Source organism: Streptococcus sp. C300, from assembly GCF_000187645.1.
In the GTDB taxonomy this organism is placed as follows: domain Bacteria; phylum Bacillota; class Bacilli; order Lactobacillales; family Streptococcaceae; genus Streptococcus; species Streptococcus oralis_CQ.
In genome coordinates, this window is sequence record NZ_GL732469.1 from 173,759 (window position 1) to 175,561 (window position 1,803).

1 protein-coding gene is annotated in these 1,803 nt (G+C 41.8%); it reads left to right on the top strand.

Annotation, left to right across the window (positions count from 1 at the left end):
* Nucleotides 1-1,803: GbpC/Spa domain-containing protein (locus tag HMPREF0849_RS08565; RefSeq protein WP_000574364.1), on the top strand; the 1,803-nt coding region annotated here is incomplete at both ends.

The following is a 1,803-nucleotide window of genomic DNA, read 5'->3' on the forward strand; positions in this document are numbered from 1 at the left end:
AAAAGGCTGTTGAAGAAAATACAGCTAAAAACAATGCTATCCAAGCTGAAAATGAAGCTATTAAGCAGCGTAACGCCACTGCAAAATCGACTTATGATGCAGCGGTGAAGAAATATGAAGCAGATTTGGCGGCAGTTAAGCAAGCAAATGCTACCAACGAAGCAGACTACCAAACTAAGCTAGCAGCTTATCAGACAGAACTAGCTCGCGTTCAAAAAGCAAATGCCGATGCAAAAGCAGCCTATGAAAAGGCTGTTGAAGATAATAAGGTAAAAAATGCTGCGATTGAAGCTGAGAATGAAGCAATCAAACAACGCAATGCCGCGGCTAAAACTGACTATGAAGCAAAATTAGCTAAATACGAAGCTGATCTTGCCAAATATAAGAAAGAGTTGGCTGAGTATCCGGCTAAGTTGCAAGCTTATGAAGCTGAGCAGGCCAAAATTAAGGCAGCTATGGCTTTAGCAGAATCAAAGAAGAATGAAGATGGAAACTTGAGTCGCCCAAGTGCTCAAAGTTTGATTTTCAAATCGGAGCCTAATGCTGAACTTTCATTGACTACAACTGGTGAATTTGTTAGCTATACTGGCATGGAAGCAGCTGTGAAGAATACTGCAGAATTTGCCAATAAACTCTTCCAGTTGGATAACTTTAAAGTAACAGACATTCAAAATGCTAACTACCAGACAAACAAACAGGAAAGCTTTGGTACAGTCGGTAAGTATTCTGAGTACAATTCAAATGTAACAAGTGGTAAGGGACCAACTGAATGGTCTTCAGTCCTGCTGAAACGAGGTCAGTCTGCAACAGCAACTTATACGAATCTTCAGGGGACTTACTATCAAGGGAAAAAAGTTTCTAAAATCGTCTATACTTATACTCTTGATCCTAGTTCCAAGTTCCGCAATGATAAGGCTTGGTTGGGAATTTTTAAAGACCCAACGATGGGGGTTTTCGCTTCGGCTTATACTGGTAATACAGAAGATGCTACCTCTCTCTTCGTTAAGACTGAGTTTCAATTCTATGATGAAGATGGTCAAATTATTAATTTTGACAAGGCCTTGATGTCTGTAGCGTCTCTTAACCGCGAAGCAAACTCAATCGAGATGGCTAAAGATTATACTGGGAATTTCATCAAAATTTCGGGTTCTTCAGTTGGTGAAAAGAACGGCCAAATTTATGCGACAGAATCTGAAAACTTCAAAAAAGGAGTTGGTGGTTCCCGCTTCACCATGTATAAGAATAGTCAACCAGATTCTGGTTGGGATAATGCAGATGCACCAAACTCTTGGTATGGTGCGGGAGCAGTGGAAATCTCAGGTCCTTCAAATAGTATGACTATCGGAACAATTTCGTCTTCAGAAGTGTTGGGACAGCCTGCAGCGAATGATCCACGTAGAGCAGAGAAATTATCTCCCAAAAAGCCAAATATTTGGTTTGCGATTAACGGAAATGTTCGAGCAACTAATTTGCCAACCATCACATTAGAAAAACCAACTCCGCCAGTAGAACCAACTGCACCACAAGCTCCTACTTATGAGACAGAGAAACCATTGGAACCAGCTCCAGTAGCACCAAGCTACGAAAATGAGCCAACACCACCGGTAAAAACTCCAGATCAACCAGAGCCATCAAAACCAGAAGAGCCAACATATGAGACAGAGAAACCATTGGAACCAGCTCCAGTAGCACCAAGCTACGAAAATGAGCCAACACCACCGGTAAAAACTCCAGATCAACCGGAGCCATCAAAACCAGAAGAGCCAACATATGAGACAGAGAAACCATTGGAACCAGCTCCAG